Genomic DNA, 20,755 nt, shown 5'->3' with positions numbered 1-20,755 from the left:
CCGTGGCTGCCGAGCTGAACAGCCGCCCGCGCAAAACGCTCGGCTGGGAAACCCCAGCCGAGCGTCTCGCTAAGCTCCTGGCGACAGCCAGTTGATCACTGTGTTGCTACGACCCCTGGAATTCGCCCCAGGGCGCCGGGGGCAGTTCAGGGCTCCGATCGCGGCGGATCAGCTCTCGTACGGCTGGGCCTTCAGGATCTTCACCAGGGCCTTCTTGCCGTTCGGCAGCTCGTACTCCGCGTCCTCGCCGACCTTGTGGCCGATCACGCCGGTGCCCAGCGGGGACTGCGGAGAGTACGTTTCGATGTCGGAGCTCGCGTACTCGCGGGAGGCGAGCAGGAACGTCAGGGTGTCGTCCTCGTCACCGTCGAACGCGATCGTGACGACCATGCCGGGTGCCACCGCACCGTCCGCCGCGGGCGCCTCGCCCACCTTGGCGTTCTCGAGAAGCTGGGTGAGCTGGCGCACACGGAGCTCCTGCTTGCCCTGCTCCTCCTTGGCCGCGTGGTACCCGCCGTTCTCACGCAGGTCGCCCTCTTCACGCGCAGCGGCGATCTTCGCGGAGATCTCCGCCCGCGCGGGACCAGTAAGGTGCTCAAGCTCGGCCTTGAGCTTGTTGTACGCCTCCTGGGTCAGCCAGGTGACGTTCTCGCTGGTCTGGGTCACAGGTGCTCCTCGTAGGTACTGGGATACAAAGCATCGCCCTACCCAGAAGAATGTTCCTTCACGGAAGGGCGAAACCACGAGCCTAACAATTCAGGGGCCCAAGGGGGAGGACATAAGCCACCAGATTCACGTCAAGGCAGGTCAGGCGCTACGTATTCCAGGTGATGCCCGGTTGGCGTCAGCCGGTGTGGCAGCCCAGCAACTCGGCCGTGGTCCCCGGGGAGGTCGTACGGAGCGTGACGACCTTGTCGATGCGGGTCCCGTCCCCGGCGAAGCGGAAGTCGGCCCGGCCCACCTCGGATCCGTCCTCGGCCTGCGAGCGCACGGTGCAGTAGCCCTTCGCACCGGCGTCCTTGCGGACCTCCAGGTGCACCTGCACGGATCTCTTGCCCGGCTCGAAGCTGATCACCTCGGCGCTGATCTCGCTCTTGGCGACGTAGTGGTAACCGAACCAGCCGACGAGCCCCAGCAGCGCCACCGCGAGGACGGTGCCCACGACCTTGAGCTTGCGGTCGGCGCGCTCGTCCGAGGAACGGCCGTAGCGGCCCTCGGGCAGTCGCGTGCTCGCCGTACTCATGATCGTCCTCCTGGCAGCGCCGGGACGAAGGTCCCGGAAGGGGCTCCAGGGCCGGGCCCCGGAATTATTCGCCCCCCGGTTCGGTCACTATAGAAGCCGCTGATTGCGCCGACGCACACAGGGCGCCGACTTACTGAGGATTGAGTCTTGACTGACCAGTTGCGACTGATGGCCGTTCACGCCCACCCCGACGACGAGTCGAGCAAGGGCGCTGCGACCATGGCGAAGTACGTGTCCGAGGGGGTGGACGTGCTGGTCGTGACCTGCACGGGCGGGGAACGCGGCTCCATCCTCAATCCCAAGCTCCAGGGTGACGCGTACATCGAGGAGCACATCCACGAGGTACGCAAGAAGGAGATGGACGAGGCCCGGGAGATCCTGGGCGTCAAGCAGGAATGGCTCGGCTTCGTCGACTCGGGCCTGCCCGAGGGCGACCCGCTGCCGCCCCTGCCGGAGGGCTGCTTCGCCCTGGAGGACGTGGACCACGCGGCCGGGGAGCTGGTGCGCAAGATCCGCGCCTTCCGCCCCCAGGTGATCACCACCTACGACGAGAACGGCGGCTACCCGCACCCCGACCACATCATGACCCACAAGATCTCCATGGTGGCGTTCGAGTCGGCAGCGGACACCGAGAAGTACCCGGAGGCGGAGTACGGCCCCGCCTACCAGCCGCAGAAGCTCTACTACAACCAGGGCTTCAACCGCCCGCGCACCGAGGCCCTGCACCAGGCGATGCTCGACCGGGGCATGGAGTCCCCCTACGGGGACTGGCTCAAGCGCTGGGAGGAGTTCGGGATGAAGCAGCGCACGCTCACCACGCACATCCCGTGCGCCGAGTTCTACGAGATCCGCGACAAGGCGCTGATCGCCCACGCCACGCAGATCGACCCGGACGGCGGCTGGTTCAAGGTTCCGATGGAGATCCAGAAGGAGGTCTGGCCGACGGAGGAGTACGAGCTGGCGAAGGCCCTCGTCGATACGTCCCTCCCCGAGGACGACCTCTTCGCGGGCATCCGCGACAATGCCTGATATGAGCGCAAGCGCAAGCCTGGCAATGACGCACCTCGTCACCTTCGCCAAGGAGGTCGACGAGGACAAGGTCACCCCCGGCGTCCTCGGTTTCATCGTCTTCGCGGCGATGGCCCTGGCAGTGTGGGCCCTGATGAAGTCGATGAGTCGGCACATGAACCGGGTCGACTTCGCACAGGTCCCGGACCCGAAGGCCGACCAGCCGGAGCAGTCCCCGGCGGACGGGAACGCGGACGCCGCGGACGCGGAGCCCTCGAGCCAGGGCGCCAAGAAGCAAGGCTGACGTCCCCAGGGGGACACCACCCGTCGGTGGCCGGCACCACTCGCCGCCGACGGGTGCGTGGCGAGCCCGGAGGGGCCACCTCCCGGGCCCCGGCGCCTACGCCTTCTTCTCGACCGCCACCCCCATCACCTCACGCGCATGCCGGTTCGGGACCATGCCGAGGCGCCAGGCCTGCCAGCCCGCCTCCAGGGTCACGCCCCGCTCCAGCAGCAACTGGTACGCGTCGAGGTAGTCGTCCAGCTTCCGGTCCCGCAGGCCATGGCTCGCGCGGGACAACCGCGCCAGCTCCTCCTGGGCCACCGCCGTACCCACCTCCATGCCGCCCGGGGCCGCGTAGGGCAGGAGCGTGCAGCGCAGGAAGCGGGCCCAGTCCTCGCCCCGGCGGTCGCCGTAGGACGCGAAGAGCTCCACCGCCTCGTCGCACAGGGCCAGAGCCTGCTGGGTGCGCGCGTTGCCCGCGTCCACGACCACCAGTTCCAGGCACGTCCAGGCCTCGCCGTGGGCGACACCGATGCGCTGGAAGTCGGCGCGGGCGTCGACCAGGAGCTGGCGGGCGAAGCCCGAGTTGCGCAGCGAGCCCGTCTGGGCAGCGCGCTGGTCGCGGGTGACGCGGGCCGAGTGGTGGCGGGCGCAGGCCAGACCGTAGACGTCCCGCATGCGGGAGAACATCGTGCGGGCGCGTTCCAGCTCGCGGACCGCCTGATCGAGATCGCCCGTCTCCTCCAGGGCCTGGCCCAGGTAGTACAGGGTCCAGGCCTCGCCGCGCGCGTCCTCGTTGTCGCGGTGCCGGGCCGCCGCCCCGCGCAGCTCCTCCACCGCCGGGGACGCGTCCCCGGCGACCAGGAGTGCACGGGCCAGCTGCGTCAGGGCCCACGCCTCGCCACGGGCGTCACGGGTCCGCCCGTACAGCTCCAGGGCCGCCCGCAGCTCCGCCTCGGCCCGGGGGACGTCGCCCATGCGCAGCCCCAGCTGACCGAGCTGGAAGTGTGCCCACGCCTGGCCGTGCACGGACTCGCCCGCGCGGTGCAGCACCAGGGACTCGGTCAGCAGATCCAGCGCCTCCGCCACCCGGGCCCGGTCCCGCTCCACCGCCGCCAGGGCGTGCATCGTCCACGCCCGGTCCGTGGCCAGCGCGGGGGAGGCCTGCAGCGCCAGGGCCTCGCGGAGCTTCGCCGACGCCTCCGTCAGATTGCCCTGGTGGTGCAGCGTGATGCCGAGGGAGCACAGCGCACGCGCGGCACCCGCGTCGTGGTGGGCCTCCCGGTAGAGGTCCACGACCGACGCGAGGGTCGTACGGGCCTTGTCGAGTTCGCCGAGCTGCCGCGCCGCGATGCCCGTACGCCACTGCACCGAGCGGACCAGCAGCCCCTCGTCCACCGCCTGCGCCAGTTCGCTGATCTCGCCCAGCCGGTACAGGTCGCCCCGCAGTAGGCAGTAGTCGCACAGGGCGCCCAGCAGGTTCAGCACCGCCGCCTGGTCCACACCCTCGGCATGCCGCAGCGCCGCCGTGATGAAGCTCGACTCGTCGTCCAGCCAGCGCAGCGCCTCGTCGAGGGAGGGAAAGCCGTAGGGGCTGAAACGGTTCGTCCGGGTCGACATGTTGCCGTCGACCATCCGCAGCACCGAGTCGGCCAGCTCGGCGTAGTTCACGATCAGCCGTTCCTGTGCCGCCGTGCGCTCGGCCGGCTCCTCCTCGTCGAGCAGACGGGCCTGGGCGAAGGAACGCACCAGGTCGTGCAGCCGGTAGCGGTCGCCCCGGACGTGGTCGATCAGCCCGGCCCGGGTCAGGACCTGCAGATGACGCTTCGCCTCCGCCTCGTCCGTCGCCAGCAGCGCGGCGGCCGCGGCGGCACCCAGCGAGGCCCGCCCGGCCAGGGCCAGCCGGCGCAGCAACCGCCGTACGGTCTCCGGCTGGTCGGTGTAGCGCAGCCACAGGGCGCGTTCGACCGGCTCGACCGGGCCGTACGCGTCCAGGTCCGTCGCCAGCGCGCGCGGCGAGCGCGGACCGAGGCACGAGCCCGCGATCCGCAGCGCCAGCGGCAGCCCGCCGCACAGCTCCCGGACCCGGTCCGAGGACTCCGCGTCGTACGGCCCGGAACGGTCCTGCGCCGCCGCGCCCAGCAGCTCCTCCGCACCCGCCGCGTCCAGTGGCGCCACCGCCAGCTGGTGCACCCGCGCGGGCAGGCCCTCCAGCTCCAGCGGGCCCCGCGCGGTCACCAGAACCAGGCTGTCGGACCGCTCCGGGATCAGGGCGCGGATCTGCTCCGCGCCTGCGGCGTCGTCGAGGACGACCGTGACCGGCAGGCCCGTCAGATGCTGGTGATACAGCTCGCTCAGCCGTTTGACCTGCTGGTCCGGGGAGGAGCGCTCGCGGAACAGCAGCTGCTCGCGGGGAGCGCCGAGCCGGTTCAGCAGATGCAGCAGCGCGTCACGGGTGGGCAGCGGGGACTCGCCCGGCCCGTCCGCGCGCAGGTCTACGACACAGGCGCCGCGGAAGTAGTCCCTCAGATCGTGCGTCGCGTGCACCGCGAGCGTCGTACGGCCGCTGCCGGGCGTGCCGTGCAGCACCACCACAGTCGGCTGCGTCTCCGTGCTCGCCCGGGCCGACTGCACCCACTGCCGGATCTGCGCCAGCTCGTGCCGCCGCCCCGCGAACGGCTCCGCCGGTTCCGGGAGCTGCCCGAAGGACTGCTCCAGCACGTTGCGACCGCGCGCCGCCGCGCTCTTGTCCGCACCCCGCAGCCGGGGCCCGGACTTCTTCGGCCCGGTCGAGGCCGCGAGCACCCGCTGCTGATCGAGGAACGGCCGGATGCCCCGCACCTCCAGCGCCGTCAGCCACTGCAACCGCAGCTGCTCCGGGCCGCCCGGCTGGCTCACGGCGCCGGCGCGGCGGTGCGCGGCGGGCACATGCGACCCGACCACCTTCACCACCGTCGCGGCGGCACCCACGACACCCACCGTCACACCAGCCCCGAGAGCCGTCCCGGTCCCCGTGCCCAGTGCCATGTCGGCGACGACGGCCGCGACCGCCGCCACCCCGGCCACCAGCAGCGGAGTCCCGGCCCCCTCCCGGGCGTAACGCTGCCCGAACGTCAGCTGACCGGCCGCCGCCTCGTCCAGGGCGCGCGTATAGGCCTCGTACTCCTCACCCGCGCTCCGCGCCATCGTGTCGAGCGCCCCGCGCGCCCGCGCGAGCAGCACCTTCCCGTCGCTGCGCCCGCCGGAGCGGCGCACCTCCTCCTCCACGGCCCGCGCCAACAGCCGCTCGGCCTCCGCCCGATGAGCGTCCCGCATGTCACGTCCCCCTCCGGCGGCAACTCCTTTGCCTACGAGTGTCCTTGGTGGGAGGCGTGAGCGCGAGGGGGCGACGATCAACGGATGCGGTCCGGTGACCCACGGGCTGCTCGCTCGCGCGAGGGGCTGCGTTCCGCGGCCCGGCGGCCATCCTGAGGCAGGATGGAGGCATGCCGAACCGACTGGCTCATGAGACGTCCCCGTACCTGCTCCAGCACGCCGACAACCCCGTCGACTGGTGGCCCTGGACGGAAGAGGCTTTCGAGGAGGCGCGGAAGCGGAACGTGCCCGTCCTGCTCAGCATCGGATACAGCAGCTGTCACTGGTGCCACGTCATGGCTCATGAGTCCTTCGAGGACCAGGAGACCGCCGAGTACCTCAACGCGCACTACGTCAATGTGAAGGTCGACCGCGAAGAACGCCCCGACGTGGACGCCGTCTACATGGAGGCCGTGCAGGCGGCGACCGGGCAGGGCGGCTGGCCCATGACCGTCTTCCTCACCCCGGAGGCCGAGCCCTTCTACTTCGGCACGTACTTCCCGCCCGCTCCCCGCCAGGGCATGCCGTCCTTCCGGCAGGTGCTCCAGGGTGTGCACCAGGCGTGGGACGAGCGACGGGACGAGGTGACCGAGGTCGCCGGGAAGATCGTCCGGGATCTGGCCGGGCGGGAGATCTCCTACGGCGACGCGCAGACCCCTGGTGAGGAGGAGCTCGCACAGGCGCTGCTCGGGCTGACCCGGGAGTACGACCCGCAGCGCGGCGGATTCGGCGGGGCACCGAAGTTCCCGCCGTCGATGGTGCTGGAGTTCCTGCTGCGCCACCATGCCCGCACGGGCGCCGAGGGAGCCCTGCAGATGGCGCAGGACACCTGCGAGCGCATGGCCCGGGGCGGGATCTACGACCAGCTCGGGGGCGGCTTCGCCCGCTACTCGGTCGACCGTGACTGGGTCGTGCCGCACTTCGAGAAGATGCTGTACGACAACGCCCTGCTGTGCCGGGTGTACGCCCATCTCTGGCGTGCCACCGGCTCGGAGCTCGCGCGGCGCGTCGCCCTGGAGACCGCCGACTTCATGGTGCGTGAACTGCGCACGAACGAGGGCGGGTTCGCCTCCGCGCTGGACGCCGACAGCGACGACGGCACCGGCAGGCACGTCGAGGGCGCGTACTACGTGTGGACGCCGGAGCAGTTGCGGGAGGTCCTCGGCGAGCAGGACGCGGACTTCGCCGTGCGGCACTTCGGGGTGACCGAGGAGGGCACGTTCGAGGAGGGCGCGTCGGTCCTCCAACTGCCCGTGCGGGACGGGCTGGCCGACGCGGAGAAGGTCGCCTCGGTCCGGGAGCGGCTGCTGGCGGCGCGGTCGGAGCGGCCGGCGCCCGGCCGGGACGACAAGGTCGTCGCCGCCTGGAACGGCCTCGCTATCGCCGCGCTCGCCGAGACGGGCGCCTACTTCGACCGGCCCGATCTGGTCGAGGCCGCCGTCGCCGCGGCCGACCTGCTCGTCCGGCTGCACCTGGACGAGCAGGCCCGGCTCACCCGCACCAGCAAGGACGGCCATGCCGGTGCCAACGCGGGTGTCCTGGAGGACTACGCCGATGTGGCGGAGGGTTTCCTCGCGCTCGCGTCCGTCACCGGGGAGGGCGTCTGGCTGGAGTTCGCCGGCTTCCTCGTCGACCACGTCCTAGCGCGTTTCACCGACCCGGAGTCGGGTTCGCTGTACGACACCGCGGCCGACGCCGAGCGGTTGATCCGCCGTCCGCAGGACCCGACCGACAACGCCGCGCCGTCCGGCTGGAGCGCGGCGGCCGGTGCCCTGCTGGGGTACGCCGCGCACACCGGTTCGGAGCCGCACCGCACGGCCGCGGAGAAGGCGCTCGGTGTGGTCAAGGCGCTCGGGCCGCGCGTGCCCCGCTTCATCGGCTGGGGGCTGGCCGTGGCGGAGGCCGTGCTGGACGGGCCGCGGGAAGTGGCGGTCGTGGGGCCGTCGCTCGACGACGAGGGCACAAGGTCCTTGCACCGCACGGCACTTCTGGGTACCGCGCCGGGCGCCGTCGTCGCCGTCGGCACCCCGCAGAGCGACGAGTTCCCGCTGCTCAGCGACCGTCCGCTGGTTGGCGGTGAACCGGCGGCCTATGTCTGCCGTAACTTCACATGTGACGCGCCTACAACGGAAGTTGAACGGTTGCGTGCGGTGCTGAGCGACTGAAGTTGGGTATCAACGGAAACACGCTCTTTATCTGAACAGCCCCCAGGCTTCACAGTTCCCCCCTAATCTCTGCACAGTGACGTGACGGGAGGGGCCGCACCGGCACACCGTCACGACCGGGGGCTCTGGGATCTGGGGGGATCTGTTTGCTGACGTCTGTCTTCATCGCTGTCGTTTCACTGGCCCTGTTCTGGATGGCGGCGTTCACACTGTGGTGGCAGATGCACGCCTGGCGCACGCCGGAAGTGCTCGCCTCCACCCGGTTCAGCAGTCCGGACGGGGACGAGCACGTCTCCTTCTCGCTGCTGCTGCCCGCGCGGCACGAACAGGCGGTGCTGGACCACACGGTCCAGCGGCTGCTGGAGTCGAGCCACACCGACTTCGAGATCATCGTGATCGTCGGGCACGACGACCCGGAGACCACCGCGGTGGCCGAGCGGGCCGCCGCGCGTGACCCACGGGTCCGGGTCGTCGTCGACCGCCACGAGAAGAAGAACAAGCCGAAGGCCATGAACACGGCGCTGCCGCACTGCCGCGGCGACGTCGTCGGCGTGTTCGACGCGGAGGACCAGGTCCACCCCGAGCTCCTCGCGCACGTCGACCACGCCTTCCGCACCACCGGCGCGGACGTCGTGCAGGGCGGAGTGCAGCTGATCAACTTCCACTCCAGCTGGTACAGCCTGCGCAACTGTCTGGAGTACTTCTTCTGGTTCCGCTCGCGGCTCCACCTGCACGCGCAGAAAGGTTTCATTCCGCTTGGCGGCAACACCGTCTTCGTCCGCACGGACGTCCTCAGGGAAGCCGACGGCTGGGACCCGGACTGCCTCGCCGAGGACTGCGACCTCGGAGTGCGCCTGTCCAGCGTCGGCAAGAAGGTCGTCGTCGCCTACGACTCCGACATGGTGACCCGGGAGGAGACCCCCGGCTCGCTGATGTCCCTGCTTAAGCAGCGCACCCGCTGGAACCAGGGGTTCTTGCAGGTGTACCGGAAGAAGGACTGGAAGCAACTGCCCACCCTCGGGCAGCGGTTGCTCGCCCGCTACACCCTGATGACGCCGTTCATGCAGGCCTTCACCGGCGTCATCATCCCGCTGAACGTCGCGATCGCGCTGTTCCTCGACGTGCCCGTCGGCATCGCCTTCATCACCTTCCTGCCGGCTGTCACCGCGCTGGTCACCTTCGTCTTCGAGATCGTCGGACTGCACGACTTCGGCAGGCAGTACGGGCTGCGCGTCCGCTTCGGGCACTACCTGAAGCTGATCGTGGGCGGCCCCTTCTACCAGGTCCTGCTCGCCGGTGCGGCCGTGCGGGCCGTCTGGCGTGAGCAGCGCGGCCGCAACGACTGGGAGCTGACGACCCATGTCGGCGCGCATCTCGACGAGCCGGCCACGCCCCGTCAGGACGCTCCCGTGACCCGAGAGGACGTTCCCGCGTGACCTCCACCCTTCCCGCGGTGACCGCTTCGAAGGTCCCCGCGCAGCGCCGGCCTGCGCCCCGGACCGGCACGCACCGCAGACCCGAGCCGCCGAGCCGGCTGCGCTCCTCCCGGTCGGACCTGCTCCTGTGCGGTGTCCTCCTCGTGGCGATCCTCGTCGTGCAGGGCTGGAACATCGGCGACTACCCGGCCCTCAGCGACGACGAGGGCACCTATCTCGCCCAGGCCTGGTCGGTCCAGCAGGGCAACGGCCTGGCCCACTACACCTACTGGTACGACCATCCGCCGCTCGGCTGGATCCAGATCGCCGTGCTGACCTGGATCCCGGCGCTGATCAGTCCCGAGTCGATGACGGTGGGCACCATGCGCGCCGCGATGCTGCTGATCAGCGGCATCAGCGCGGTCCTCGTCTACGTACTGGGCCGCCGCCTCGCCCTGCCCCGCTGGGCCGCCGCACTCGGCATGGTGTTCTTCGGCCTCTCACCGCTGTCGGTCGTCCTCCAGCGGGAGATCTTCCTCGACAACCTCGCGGTGATGTGGACGCTGCTGGCCTTCACCCTGGCCGCCTCCCCGAACCGCCACCTGTGGCACCACTTCGGCGCGGGCATCGCGGCCGCGACGGCCGTCCTCACCAAGGAGACGATGCTCGTCGTCCTGCCCGCCCTGTTCCTCACCATGTGGCGCCACAGCCACCGGGACACCCGCAAGTTCGCCATCACCGGAGCCGTCACGGCCTGCGCCCTGATCGGCTTCTCGTACCCGCTGTTCGCCCTGCTCAAGGGCGAGTTACTGCCCGGCGCCGGGCACGTCTCCCTCTGGGACGGCGTCAAGTACCAGATGACCAGACCCGGTTCGGGCTTCATCCTGGACCAGGGCTCCGGCTCCTGGGGCGTGCTCCAGTCGTGGCTCTACTACGACAAGGTCCTGCCCCTCGGCGGTCTCGCGGGCGCCCTGCTCCTGCTCCTCACCTGGCGCTGGTCGGTCACCGCCCGGGCCCTGGCCGGACCGGCCCTGGCCGTGGCGATCTTCGCCGCGCTGGCCCTGCGCCCGAACGGCTACCTGCCCGCGATGTACGTCATCCAGGCCCTGCCGTTCCTCGGACTGGTCCTCGCCGGAGGTACCGCCTCCGTCGCCCACGCGGTGCTGAGCCGCTGGCGCTCCGAGGCGGAGAAACGCTACGTCAGTGTGGGCCGGTACGCGCTCGCCGCCGTGCTCGCCCTGGCCGCCGGCGCCTACGTCGTGCCCCGCTGGTACGACGGCGCGCACACGGCCGTCACCACCGACGCCAACGCCCCCTACAGGGCCGCCTCCAAGTGGCTGGCCACGGAGGTCGAGGACCCGGAACGCACCCGGGTGCTGGTGGACGACGCCCTCTTCCTGGACCTGGTGCACCAGGGCTACCGGCCCGGGCTCGGCGTCATCTGGTTCTACAAGGCCGACCTCGACCCGGCGGTGACGAAGACGATGCCGCGCGGCTGGAAGGACCTCGACTACGTCGTCGCCTCGCCGACCGTGCGACGGGATGCGGCCGACCTGCCCAACGTCAAGGCCGCCATGGAGCACTCGGACCCGGTCGCCACTTTCGGCACCGGCGATGACCGCATCGAGATCCGCCAGATACAGACCACCGCCGGAGGCGCGCGATGAGCCAGGAGTCCACCGCCCCCGGAGAGGTCGTCGAGACCGCCGAAGTCCCCGAACCGGGCGCCGTCACCATCGTCGTCCCGACGTTCAACGAGTCGGCGAACGTACGGCAGTTGCTGCGCCAGATCACCGAGACCGTCCCGGCCCGGCTGCCCTGTGAGGTCGTCTTCGTGGACGACTCCACCGACGACACGCCCGAGGTCATCGAGAAGGCGGCGCGGGACTGCCCGTTCCCGGTGACCGTGCTGCACCGCCAGGAGCCGGTGGGCGGGCTCGGCGGCGCGGTCGTCGAGGGGCTGAAGGCGGCCACGTCCGACTGGATCGTCGTCATGGACGGCGACTGCCAGCACCCGCCGGCCCTCGTGCCCGACCTGGTCGCCACCGGCGAGCGGGCCAACGCCGGACTGGTCGTCGCCTCCCGGTACATCAAGGGCGGCAGCCGGGCCGGACTCGCGGGCAGCTACCGCGTGGCCGTCTCGCGCGGGGCCACCTGGCTGGCCAAGGCGTTGTTCCCACGCCGGCTGCACGGCATCAGCGACCCGATGAGCGGCTTCTTCGCGATCCGCCGCAGCGCGGTCACGGCCGAGGTCCTCCAGCCGCTCGGCTACAAGATCCTCCTCGAACTCGCCGTCCGCAGCCGTCCCCGCACGGTCTCCGAGGTGCCCTTCGTCTTCCAGGACCGGTTCGCCGGGGAGTCCAAGTCCACCGCGCAGGAAGGCTTCCGCTTCCTGCGCCACCTGGCCGGGCTGCGCGCCGCCTCGTCGGTCGCGCGCATGGTCGGCTTCGGCCTGATCGGGCTGACCGGCTTCGTGCCGAACCTGCTGGGCCTGTGGGCGCTGACCGGCGCCGGCCTGCACTACGTACCGGCGGAGATCCTCGCCAACCAGCTCGGCGTCGCCTGGAACTTCGTGCTCATCGAGCACCTGCTGTTCCGCGAGCGGCGCCGGCACCGGCACTGGTGGGACCGGGCGGGACGGTTCGCACTGCTCGCCAACGCCGACCTGGTGCTGCGCATCCCGCTGATCGCCCTGTTCGTGCACCAGCTCGACCTGGGCGTGCTGTCGGCCACCGCGCTCGCGCTGGTGACGACGTTCGTCCTGCGCTTCGCGGCCACCGAAGCGCTGGTCTACCTGCCCCGCCGGACCGGTGAGAAGCCCGGGAGCGACAGCCGCACCGCGAGGAGAGCCGCGTGAACCTTCGTCGCAGAACGACCGCACTCCTGTCCGTGGCGGGCCTCACCTCGAGCCTGCTCCTGACCGCACCCCAGTCCGCCTCCGCCGCCAACCTCATCGAGAACCCCGGGTTCGAGACCGCCGGCACCGGCGACATGCCGTACTGCTGGGAGAAGTCCGGCTGGGGCGACAACGACTTCTCCTTCACCACCACGGCCGACGCGCACACCGGCTCCAAGGCCATGAAGGTCGAGCTGACCCGGCGCGTGGAGGGCGACCGCAAGGCGCTGATCACCGAGTCCGCCGACTGCGCGCCGGTGGTGACGCCGGGCAAGCAGTACGACCTCGGCCTCTGGTACAAGACGACGACCCCGGACGCCGCGATCACCCTGTTCCGGCACGACCCCACGGCCGGCTGGCAGTACTGGACCGACCTCAAGACGCTGGACCTGGCCGGCGACTGGACCGAGGCCACCGTCCGCACGCCCGAGGTCCCCGCCGGCACCGACCGCATCTCCTGGGGCGTCTCCGTCTACGGCACCGGCTCCGCCACCACCGACGACTACACGATGGACCAGGTCCCCGACCCGGTCCTGCCCCCGGAGTGCACCGGCACCGCCGAGCAGTGCGCGAACGGCAAGTGGGACGTGCTGCCCACGCGGAACCCGGTCCGCTCCATGCACTCCGTCGTTCTGCACAACGGCAAGGTGCTGCTGATCGCGGGCTCCGGCAACGACGAGTCGATGTTCGAGGCCGGCACCTTCACCTCGGCCGTGTACGACCCGGCGAACGGCTCCTACAAGGTCATCCCCACGCCGAAGGACATGTTCTGCGCCGGCCACGTCCAGCTCCAGGACGGCCGGGTGCTGGTGATGTCCGGCAACAAGGGCTACCCGACGGCGGACGGCCGCGTCGGCTACCAGGGCTACAAGGACTCGTACGTCTTCGACCCGGAGACCGAGACCTACTCCAAGACCAACGACATGAACGACGGCCACTGGTACCCGTCGGCGACGATCCTCGGCAACGGCGACGTCATCTCCTTCGGCGGCCTGCGCGAGGACTCCACCGGCTCGGTCACCGCCGAGCTGTTCTCCGAGGCCGAGCAGCAGTGGCAGCCGCTGTGGAAGGTCAACCAGACCTGGTCCTACTGGGGCCTGTACCCGTCGATGATCCTCATGCAGGACGGCCGCCTCTTCTACTCGGGCAGCCACGTCTTCGGCAACAACATCCCCGGCACCGGCTCGGCGATCTACGACTACGGGGCCAACACCACCACGCAGGTGCCGGGCCTGCGCAACAAGGACGAGCGCGACCAGTCGGCCAGCGTGCTGCTGCCCCCCGCGCAGGACCAGAAGGTCCTCACCCTCGGCGGCGGCAACATCGACTCCAACCCGGAGGCGAACCGCCTGACCGACATCATCGACCTCAAGCAGCCCAACCCGTCCTACGTGGCCGGGCCGCCGATCCCGCAGGGCACGGTCGACCTCGGCAACGGGCCCGTCCCGCAGACCGGGAACCAGGGCAAGATGTACGTCTCCGCGGTGCTCCTGCCCGACGGCAAGGTACTGGAGACGGGCGGCGCACTGCACAACCGCGCCAACCCCGTCTACGAGACGTCGATCTTCGACCCGGCGTCGGAGACGTTCGACCCGGTGGCCGTCGACCCCGAGGCGCGCGGCTACCACTCCTCGGCGTTCCTGCTGCCCGACGGCCGTGTGATGACCACCGGCGACAACCCGGGCAACGGCACTTGGAACCACGACGTGTCGGTCTACAGCCCGCCCTACCTGTTCAAGGGCCCGCGCCCGCAGATCACCTCCGTCATCGACACCGAGTGGAACTACGGCGACACCCAGCGGATCACCGTCGACCGGCCCGTGGCCAAGGCCCAGCTGATCCGCCCGGCCGCCGTCACGCACTCCTCGGACCCGAACCAGCGGTTCGTGGACCTGCCGCTGTCCGTCGAGGGCGACAACGTCGACCTGAACGTGACGAGCAACCCCAACCTGGCCCCGCCCGGCTGGTACATGCTCTTCGCGGTCGACGCGAACGGGGTGCCGTCGGTGGCGAAGTGGGTGCACCTCCAGGGCCCGCAGGCCCTGAAGGCGACGGACGCCTCGGCGCACGTCCACGACTTCGCCGACGCGCCGAAGGGCAAGGCCGAGGGCCCCGGCAAGCAGCGGGTGTCGCAGAAGGTCGGCCCCACGGTCTCCGGCTGCGACCGCCACTACGGCTCGATCAACGTCTGTGTTCCGACGGACTTCCCGTCGGAGGTGAAGAAGACCGCGGCGGCACGCTGCGAGTGGCTCAAGGAGAACGACTACGGCCGCCTGAAGGTCAACGGCAAGGACGACCCGCTGGGCCTGGACCGCGACAGGGACGGCATCGCCTGCGGCAAGGGTGACGTGAAGCGGGGTTAGGGGTCCTTGAAAGGAAGCCTAAGGCGGCTTCCCTTAGCCCCGGCTGCGGGACTCCGCCAGGGCGCGCGCCACGATGGCTTCCAGCTGCTCGTGGTGCGCGCCCTTCCAGTACGCCCGGCCGCACGCCGAGCACCGCGCGAACACGTCGTACGACCGGTGCGTGCCCTGCTGCAACTGGTCCGCGACCTCCTCCTTGGAGGCCTGGTGGAGCAGCCCGTTGCAGGCGGTGCACCGCGTCCAGGGAAGCAACTCGGGCGCGAACCGGTCCAGTACGTCCCGCAGCTGCTCCTCCGGGCGGGTGCTGTACACGAACGCCCCCGCCCACAGCTCGCGCCGCCGCAGCAGCCCCCGGTCGCGGCTCAGCATGACCCGCCGCTCCGCCGCCGAACGGGCGGCCAGCGCGGGGTCGCCGATGTCGGTCGACTCGTAGGCCGTGTCCACGCCGAGCAGCCGCAGCCGGCGGGCCAGCGTGCCGAGATGCACGTCGAGAAGGAAGCGCAGGGGAGCGCCCGGAACCCGCTGGGGGCGCGCGACGGTCCGTACGATCACGGACTCCCCGGCCGCCGGGACGTGCGAGACGGGCACCTCGCGGCCGTCGACGAGCAGTGCGCCGACCTCGGTCAGCGGCACGCCCAGCGACTCGATGACATGGCCGAGCCCGGCGGCGCCGTCGGTGGCGGCCCGCACGGTGCCGTCCCGGCGGGCCCTGGGGACGAACACATGCAGCTCGGGGGCGAACTCGACGTGGATCTCGGGACCGTTCACCAGGTCAGGATGCCACGGCGACGAGCACCGGCCTCAGGGTTTCGCGCTCGGCAGGCCGTGCTCCAGGACGTCCAGGGCGCGGTCGACGAGGTCCCGGATGTCGTCCCGGTGGCCGGTTTCCGCCCAGTACCGGGAGACCTCCATCAGCCCGCCCATCACCGACATGGCGAAGACCCGTAGCTCCAGGCTGTCGGGATCGAGCCCGGAGCGTTCGGCGAGGGCCTCGCGGAGCAGCCGGCCGGTCACCGCCATGCTCTCCATCATGCGGGCGCGCACGGCCGGGACCTCGACCCCGAGCCGGGTCCGCAGCCGCATCACCTCGGGCTCCTCGGCGAGGCTCAGGTCGAGCGCCGTGCGCATCACGTGCCGCAGGACGTCCGCCCACGACTCGTCCTGCGGCCGGGCCCGCAACTCCGCCATGATCACCGGGTCCCACTCGTCGGTGACGACGATGTCCTCCTTGGCCGGGAAGTACCGGAAGACGGTCGACGGCGACACCTCGGCGCGGTCCGCGATCTGCTCGATCGTCGTGGCGTCGTAGCCCTGCTCCTCGATCAGCGCGTACGTCGCGGTGCGGATGGCCTGGCGGGTCTTGATCTTCTTCCGCTCCCGGAGTCCCAGCGGGGGCCGGTCGGCGGGGGTGGTGCGTGGGGCCGTCATGAAGGTCATTGTCGGGCATCGACCTCGGGCCCGGCCATGGTCGGGGTGCCGTGCCCGGCGTCCGGGGTGGTCCGGGTGCCGGGCAGGAACGTCCCGGCGAGCAGCGCGGCGAGCAGGGCCGCGACACCGCACACGAGCAGCACGACGCCCATGCCGTGGACGTAGGCACTGTTCGCGGAGGTGGCCAGGCCGGCCGCGCCGGTGCGCTCGGCGACGAGGTGCGCGGCCACCACGGACTCCTCGGCGGTGCCGGCGGCCCGGGCGGGCAGTCCGGTGACGTCGAGGCGGTCGCGGTAGACGCCCGCGAGCAGGCTGCCGAGCAGGGCGATGCCGATCGCGCCGCCGACCTGGCGCAGGGTCATCAGGAGCCCCGATCCGCTGCCTGCCCGGTCGGCGGGCAGCGCCGCCAGCGCCCCGTCGATCGCCGGGACCACCGCGAAGCCGAAGCCGAGACCGGTGACGGTCAGCCACAGCGCGGTGAAGCCGTAGCCGGAGTCGGGCGACGTACGGCTGCCGAGTAACGCGGCGAACGCCAGCACCACCAGACCGCAGGTGATCACCGCGCGGGGGCCGAACCGGGCGACGACCGGCTGGGCGCCGCGCGCCGCGACCATCAGACCGCCCATCATCGGCAGCAGGCGCAGCCCGGTGCCGAGGGCGTCGTGGCCGAGGACGGTCTGGAGGTAGGGCGGCAGCAGGAACAGCAGGCCCGCCAGGACGAAGGTGACCAGAGTCGCCGTGAGGGCGTTCACGAGGAAGCCGCGGTGGCCGAGGAGCTCCATGTCGAGCATGGGCCGTGCCGCCCGCCGCTCGCGCAGCACCAGTCCGGCGAGCAGGACGGCGGCTCCGGTGAGGAACCCGGCCACCAGCGGGTCGCCCCAGCCGCGGGTGGGCGCCTCGATGATGGCGCAGACCAGGGCGCCGAGACCGGCCGCGGTCAGGGCTGTGGCGATGATGTCGACCTTGGGGGAGGCCGGGTCGCGCGTCTCGGGGAGCAGGAGCAGGCAGGCCGCGAGGCCGACGGCGACCATCGGAACGTTGATCAGGAAGACGGAGCCCCACCAGAAGTGGTCGAGCAGCCAGCCGCCCAGAACCGGGCCGAGCGGCATGCCCAGCGCGGAGGCGGCCGACATGACGCCGATCGCCTTGGAGCGCTCGTCCGGCCCGAACAGCGCGGGCAGCACGGACAGCGCGAGCGGCATGACCAGGGCGCCGCCGACGCCCATCACGGCCCGGGCGGCGACGACCCAGGTCACGTCAGGGGCCAGGGCGCCCATGACCGAGCCGGCCAGGAAGATCCCGAGTCCGGTGACCAGCATCAGCCGCCGCCCGAACCGGTCTCCGAGCAGCCCTGCCGGGAGCATCAGTGCGGCGAAGACGACGACGTACGCGTCCGCCATCCACTGTTGCTCACCGGTGCTCGCGCCGAGTTCCTCGGCCATGGTGGGCAGCGCGACGTTGAGGATCGTCATGTCGAAGCCGAGCGTGAGCGTGCTCGCGACCAGGGCCGTCAGGGCCCACCAGCGGCGAGGGTCGGGCGTAATGACAGTAGCCATGAAATTGAGAGTAACTGTCAAAAGATGGAGACTGTCAATATCTGGCGTCCCCCGGGCACGCGAAATGGCCACGGCTCGCAAGCCGTGGCCATTTCGCGTGCGGGAGGGGGCTACCCGTGCCGGTACGCCACCAGCGAGATCCCCACGTAGTGCGCGATGAAGGCCGCCAGGGTGAGGGAGTGGAACACCTCGTGGAAGCCGAACCAGCGCGGTGACGGGTTCGGCCGCTTGATGCCGTAGACCACGCCGCCCGCGCTGTAGAGCAGGCCGCCGACGACGACCAGCACGAGGACGGCGATGCCGCCGGTCCGCATGAAGTCCGGCAGGTAGAAGACGGCCGCCCAGCCCATGGCGATGTAGCAGGGCGTGTAGAGCCAGCGCGGGGCGCCGACCCAGAAGACCCGGAAGAGGATGCCGCCCACGGCCGCGCCCCAGACGCCCCACAGCAGCCACTGGCCCTGGGCGCCGGGCAGGAGCAGCATGGTCAGCGGCGTGTAGGTGCCCGCGATGATCAGGAAGATGTTGGCGTGGTCCAGCCGGCGCAGGACGCCGTCCATGCGCGGGCTCCAGTCGCCCCGGTGGTACAGCGCGCTCACGCCGAACAGCAGGCAGGCCGTCAGGGCGAAGACGCCGCAGGCGATGCGCCCTCTGGTGGTGTCGGCGAGGGCGGTCAGCACCAGTCCCGCGACCAGAACGGCCGGGAACATGCCGAGGTGCAGCCAGCCCCGCAGCTTCGGTTTGACCGGATGCGGCAGGGAGAGCGCCTTCGGACCGTGGCCGTCGGCCGCCGAGTCCGTGGGCGCGTCGGGGACGAACGCAGTCATGGCCGAATGGTAGCTACGGAACCGTAAGTAACGGGTCTGTACCACCGATTGACCGGCGAAGAGTGGCCATCCTCTCACCACGGTCCGGCGATGGTCACGCAAACGGACTGTCAGGTGAACGCAACGTGCACGTAAAGCGGTCGCCGGAAACCGTGGCGAGCCTCACGTTGCTCACCTGTGCGCTCCTCTGGACAGATGGGCGCGTACGTCGGATGATCAAATGAGTGCGGTCGGCACCGGATGAGCGCCAAGATCCACCGTCAAGCATCCGGGTCGCAGCCCCCACGGGGCCTCCACATCACAAAAATCCCTCATTTAGGAGCAATCGTGGCGCGCGATATCGCGGCTCCCACCGTCCCCACCACCCATCAGGGACTGATCTCGTGGGTCAACGAGATCGCTGAACTGACGCAGCCGGACAACGTGGTCTGGTGTGACGGATCCGAGGCCGAGTACGAGCGACTGTGCGAGGAGCTCGTGGCGAAGGGCACCTTCCGCAAACTCGACCCGATCAAGCGCCCCCACTCCTACTACGCGGCCTCCGACCCCACCGACGTCGCACGCGTCGAGGACCGGACGTTCATCTGCTCCGAGAAGGAGGCGGACGCGGGCCCGACCAACCACTGGAAGGCCCCCGCCGAGATGCGGGAGATCTTCCAGGGCTCCGGAGGCCAGGGCGGCCTGTTCCGCGGCTCGATGCGCGGCCGGACCATGTACGTCGTGCCCTTCTGCATGGGCCCGCTCGGCTCGCCGCTGTCCGCGCTCGGTGTCGAGATCACCGACTCGGCGTACGTCGCCGTCTCGATGCGCACGATGACGCGCATGGGCCAGGCGGTCCTGGACGAGCTCGGCTCCGACGGCTTCTTCGTCAAGGCCGTGCACACCCTGGGCGCCCCGCTGGAGCCCGGCCAGGCGGACGTCCCCTGGCCCTGCAACAAGACCAAGTACATCTCGCACTTCCCCGAGGACCGCGAGATCTGGTCCTACGGCTCGGGCTACGGCGGCAACGCCCTGCTCGGCAAGAAGTGCTACGCCCTGCGCATCGCCTCCGTCATGGCCCGCGACGAGGGCTGGCTCGCCGAGCACATGCTCGTCCTCAAGCTGACCCCGCCGCGCGGCGAGTCCAAGTACGTCGCCGCGGCCTTCCCGAGCGCCTGCGGCAAGACCAACCTCGCCATGCTGGAGCCGACCATCCCGGGCTGGACGGTCGAGACCATCGGCGACGACATCGCCTGGATGCGCTTCGGCGAGGACGGCCGGCTCTACGCCATCAACCCCGAGGCCGGCTTCTTCGGCGTCGCGCCCGGCACTGGCGAGCACACCAACGCCAACGCGATGAAGACGCTGTGGGGCAACTCCGTCTTCACCAACGTCGCCCTCACCGACGACGGCGACATCTGGTGGGAGGGCATGACGGAGGAGACTCCGGCCCACCTGACGGACTGGAAGGGCAACGACTGGACGCCCGAGTCCGGCGTCCCGGCCGCGCACCCCAACGCCCGCTTCACCGTCCCGGCCTCGCAGTGCCCGATCATCGCGCCGGAGTGGGAGGACCCCAAGGGCGTGCCGATCTCGGCGATCCTCTTCGGTGGCCGCCGTGCCACCGCCGTACCGCTGGTGACGGAGTCCTTCGACTGGAACCACGGCGTCTTCCTCGGCGCCAACGTGGCCTCCGAGAAGACCGCCGCCGCCGAGGGCAAGGTCGGCGAGCTGCGCCGCGACCCCTTCGCGATGCTGCCGTTCTGCGGTTACAACATGGGCGACTACATGGCCCACTGGGTCGACGTGGCCAAGGACAAGGACCAGTCCAAGCTGCCGAAGATCTACTACGTCAACTGGTTCCGCAAGGACGACGAGGGCAAGTTCGTCTGGCCCGGCTTCGGCGAGAACAGCCGTGTCCTGAAGTGGATCGTGGAGCGCCTGGAGGGCAAGGCCGAGGGCGTCGAGACCCCGATCGGCGTCCTGCCGACCACGGACGCCCTCGACACCGACGGCCTGGAGCTGGCCGACTCCGACCTGGAGTTCCTGCTCACGGTCGACAAGGAGGTCTGGCGCGAGGAGGCCGCCCTGGTCCCCGAGCACCTCAACACCTTCGGCGAGCACACGCCGAAGGAGCTGTGGGACCAGTACCGCGCGCTGGTGCAGCGCCTGGGCTGAGTCCCACCCCTGTACTCCGCGGCCGGCCGGAACCGAGAGAGCCCTGACCAGCAACATCATCACGGC

General features: G+C 70.6%; 15 protein-coding genes. 8 read left to right on the top strand and 7 right to left on the bottom strand.

What is annotated here, in order from left to right; all coding sequences use genetic code 11:
• Window positions 1–168 precede the first annotated feature (168 nt).
• The gene (gene greA, locus C1J00_RS06840; RefSeq protein WP_102908136.1) at window positions 169–666 is read right to left on the bottom strand and encodes a transcription elongation factor GreA; all 498 of its coding nucleotides are present in this window, start codon (window positions 664–666) and stop codon (window positions 169–171) included.
• A 178-nt stretch (window positions 667–844) separates the two neighbouring features.
• Window positions 845–1,243 carry a DUF4307 domain-containing protein gene (locus tag C1J00_RS06835; protein ID WP_102908135.1) on the bottom strand — a complete coding sequence of 133 codons (399 nt, stop codon included), beginning with the start codon at window positions 1,241–1,243 and terminating at the stop codon, window positions 845–847.
• Between the two features lie 147 nt (window positions 1,244–1,390).
• On the opposite strand from C1J00_RS06835, the gene mca reads away from it, so the two are divergent.
• Window positions 1,391–2,272 (top strand): mycothiol conjugate amidase Mca, encoded by an 882-nt coding sequence (mca, locus tag C1J00_RS06830; protein ID WP_102908134.1) that lies wholly within the window; start codon window positions 1,391–1,393, stop codon window positions 2,270–2,272.
• Window positions 2,265–2,555: a hypothetical protein gene (locus tag C1J00_RS06825; RefSeq protein ID WP_102908133.1), complete on the top strand. Its 291-nt coding sequence runs from the start codon at window positions 2,265–2,267 to the stop codon at window positions 2,553–2,555. Before mca ends, C1J00_RS06825 begins: the two co-directional genes overlap by 8 nt.
• 96 nt (window positions 2,556–2,651) lie before the next feature.
• Here the strand turns inward: C1J00_RS06825 and C1J00_RS06820 are convergent, their stop codons facing one another.
• Window positions 2,652–5,849: an ATP-binding protein gene (locus C1J00_RS06820; protein WP_102908132.1), complete on the bottom strand. Its 3,198-nt coding sequence runs from the start codon at window positions 5,847–5,849 to the stop codon at window positions 2,652–2,654.
• Between the two features lie 170 nt (window positions 5,850–6,019).
• On the opposite strand from C1J00_RS06820, the gene C1J00_RS06815 reads away from it, so the two are divergent.
• The 5 genes from C1J00_RS06815 to C1J00_RS06795 all read left to right on the top strand — a co-directional run bounded on the left by C1J00_RS06815 (window position 6,020) and on the right by C1J00_RS06795 (window position 14,727).
• On the top strand, window positions 6,020–8,053 hold the full coding sequence (locus tag C1J00_RS06815) for a thioredoxin domain-containing protein (RefSeq protein ID WP_180989443.1): 2,034 nt from the start codon (window positions 6,020–6,022) through the stop codon (window positions 8,051–8,053).
• Between the two features lie 146 nt (window positions 8,054–8,199).
• Window positions 8,200–9,489, top strand: coding sequence for a glycosyltransferase (locus tag C1J00_RS06810; RefSeq protein WP_102908130.1), 1,290 nt, complete (start codon window positions 8,200–8,202; stop codon window positions 9,487–9,489).
• Window positions 9,486–11,135 (top strand): ArnT family glycosyltransferase, encoded by a 1,650-nt coding sequence (locus C1J00_RS06805; RefSeq protein ID WP_102908129.1) that lies wholly within the window; start codon window positions 9,486–9,488, stop codon window positions 11,133–11,135. Before C1J00_RS06810 ends, C1J00_RS06805 begins: the two co-directional genes overlap by 4 nt.
• The gene (locus C1J00_RS06800) at window positions 11,132–12,325 is read left to right on the top strand and encodes a glycosyltransferase (RefSeq protein ID WP_102908128.1); all 1,194 of its coding nucleotides are present in this window, start codon (window positions 11,132–11,134) and stop codon (window positions 12,323–12,325) included. The genes C1J00_RS06805 and C1J00_RS06800 overlap by 4 nt, the downstream gene beginning before the upstream one ends.
• Window positions 12,322–14,727 (top strand): galactose oxidase family protein, encoded by a 2,406-nt coding sequence (locus C1J00_RS06795; protein WP_102908127.1) that lies wholly within the window; start codon window positions 12,322–12,324, stop codon window positions 14,725–14,727. Before C1J00_RS06800 ends, C1J00_RS06795 begins: the two co-directional genes overlap by 4 nt.
• A 33-nt stretch (window positions 14,728–14,760) precedes the next feature.
• Here the strand turns inward: C1J00_RS06795 and C1J00_RS06790 are convergent, their stop codons facing one another.
• The 4 genes from C1J00_RS06790 to trhA form a co-directional block, all read right to left on the bottom strand.
• The gene (locus C1J00_RS06790; RefSeq protein WP_102908126.1) at window positions 14,761–15,492 is read right to left on the bottom strand and encodes a Mut7-C RNAse domain-containing protein; all 732 of its coding nucleotides are present in this window, start codon (window positions 15,490–15,492) and stop codon (window positions 14,761–14,763) included.
• 33 nt (window positions 15,493–15,525) lie between these two features.
• A complete protein-coding gene (locus tag C1J00_RS06785) occupies window positions 15,526–16,152 on the bottom strand; it encodes a TetR/AcrR family transcriptional regulator (RefSeq protein ID WP_439333387.1) in 627 nt (208 codons plus the stop codon).
• A gap of 5 nt (window positions 16,153–16,157) precedes the next feature.
• Window positions 16,158–17,708, bottom strand: a complete 1,551-nt coding sequence (locus C1J00_RS06780; RefSeq protein ID WP_102908124.1) for an MFS transporter — start codon at window positions 17,706–17,708, stop codon at window positions 16,158–16,160.
• Window positions 17,709–17,818: 110 nt separating this feature from the next.
• Entirely contained in the window at window positions 17,819–18,532 is a 714-nt protein-coding gene (gene trhA, locus C1J00_RS06775; protein WP_102908123.1) for a PAQR family membrane homeostasis protein TrhA, read from the bottom strand.
• A gap of 327 nt (window positions 18,533–18,859) precedes the next feature.
• Between trhA and C1J00_RS06770 the strand changes: the two genes are divergently transcribed.
• Window positions 18,860–20,689, top strand: a complete 1,830-nt coding sequence (locus C1J00_RS06770) for a phosphoenolpyruvate carboxykinase (GTP) (protein ID WP_102908122.1) — start codon at window positions 18,860–18,862, stop codon at window positions 20,687–20,689.
• Window positions 20,690–20,755 lie beyond the last annotated feature (66 nt).

It is taken from the genome of Streptomyces cahuitamycinicus (genome assembly GCF_002891435.1).
Lineage (GTDB): Bacteria > Actinomycetota > Actinomycetes > Streptomycetales > Streptomycetaceae > Streptomyces > Streptomyces cahuitamycinicus.
The sequence above is the reverse complement of the archived record's forward strand: the minus strand, read 5'-3'. Positions and strand labels throughout refer to the sequence as shown.

Bases quoted from the DNA above. Each gene is read 5' to 3' on its own strand.
- C1J00_RS06815 (WP_180989443.1), top strand. From the start codon at position 6,020: ATGCCGAACCGACTGGCTCATGAGACGTCCCCGTACCTGCTCCAGCAC.
- C1J00_RS06780 (WP_102908124.1), bottom strand. From the start codon at position 17,708: ATGGCTACTGTCATTACGCCCGACCCTCGCCGCTGGTGGGCCCTGACG.
- C1J00_RS06785 (WP_439333387.1), bottom strand. From the start codon at position 16,152: ATGACGGCCCCACGCACCACCCCCGCCGACCGGCCCCCGCTGGGACTC.
- trhA (WP_102908123.1), bottom strand. From the start codon at position 18,532: ATGACTGCGTTCGTCCCCGACGCGCCCACGGACTCGGCGGCCGACGGC.
- C1J00_RS06800 (WP_102908128.1), top strand. From the start codon at position 11,132: ATGAGCCAGGAGTCCACCGCCCCCGGAGAGGTCGTCGAGACCGCCGAA.
- C1J00_RS06835 (WP_102908135.1), bottom strand. From the start codon at position 1,243: ATGAGTACGGCGAGCACGCGACTGCCCGAGGGCCGCTACGGCCGTTCC.
- C1J00_RS06820 (WP_102908132.1), bottom strand. From the start codon at position 5,849: ATGCGGGACGCTCATCGGGCGGAGGCCGAGCGGCTGTTGGCGCGGGCC.
- C1J00_RS06825 (WP_102908133.1), top strand. From the start codon at position 2,265: ATGCCTGATATGAGCGCAAGCGCAAGCCTGGCAATGACGCACCTCGTC.